Source organism: Salmonella sp. SAL4457, assembly GCF_046548235.1.
Classification (GTDB): Bacteria; Pseudomonadota; Gammaproteobacteria; order Enterobacterales; family Enterobacteriaceae; genus Salmonella; species Salmonella enterica.
This window is the reverse complement of record NZ_JBGDZO010000979.1, coordinates 1-251: the sequence shown is the minus strand read 5'-3', so window position 1 is coordinate 251 and position 251 is coordinate 1. Positions and strand designations below refer to the sequence as shown.

General features: G+C 69.3%; 1 protein-coding gene. It reads left to right on the top strand.

The genetic code is table 11. The features are described 5' to 3' along the window. The coding region (locus ACLJNW_RS27115; RefSeq protein ID WP_410961650.1) for a hypothetical protein at window positions 1–213 on the top strand (213 nt) is incomplete at its 5' end. Window positions 214–251: the final 38 nt, after the last annotated feature.

The following is a 251-nucleotide window of genomic DNA, read 5'->3' as shown; positions in this document are numbered from 1 at the left end:
CCCTACGATTACGCGATGTGCGTCTTGCCCAAGTGGCAACGCCAGGCGCCGGGCGTGGCGCTGGTGGAGGAAGGCCGCGGCTATCGCCTGGCGGACGCCGGTCAGTGGCTGGAGGTGCAGCCGGCGAGGGGTGGCAGCCTGGTGCGAATCCATGATCAGCAGCCCTGGGTCACCCGCGGGGCCTTCATCGATGCGGCCAGGACCTGTTCCTGAGCCGCGAGGAAGAGGGAAGAGCTCCGGCCCCCCTAGCA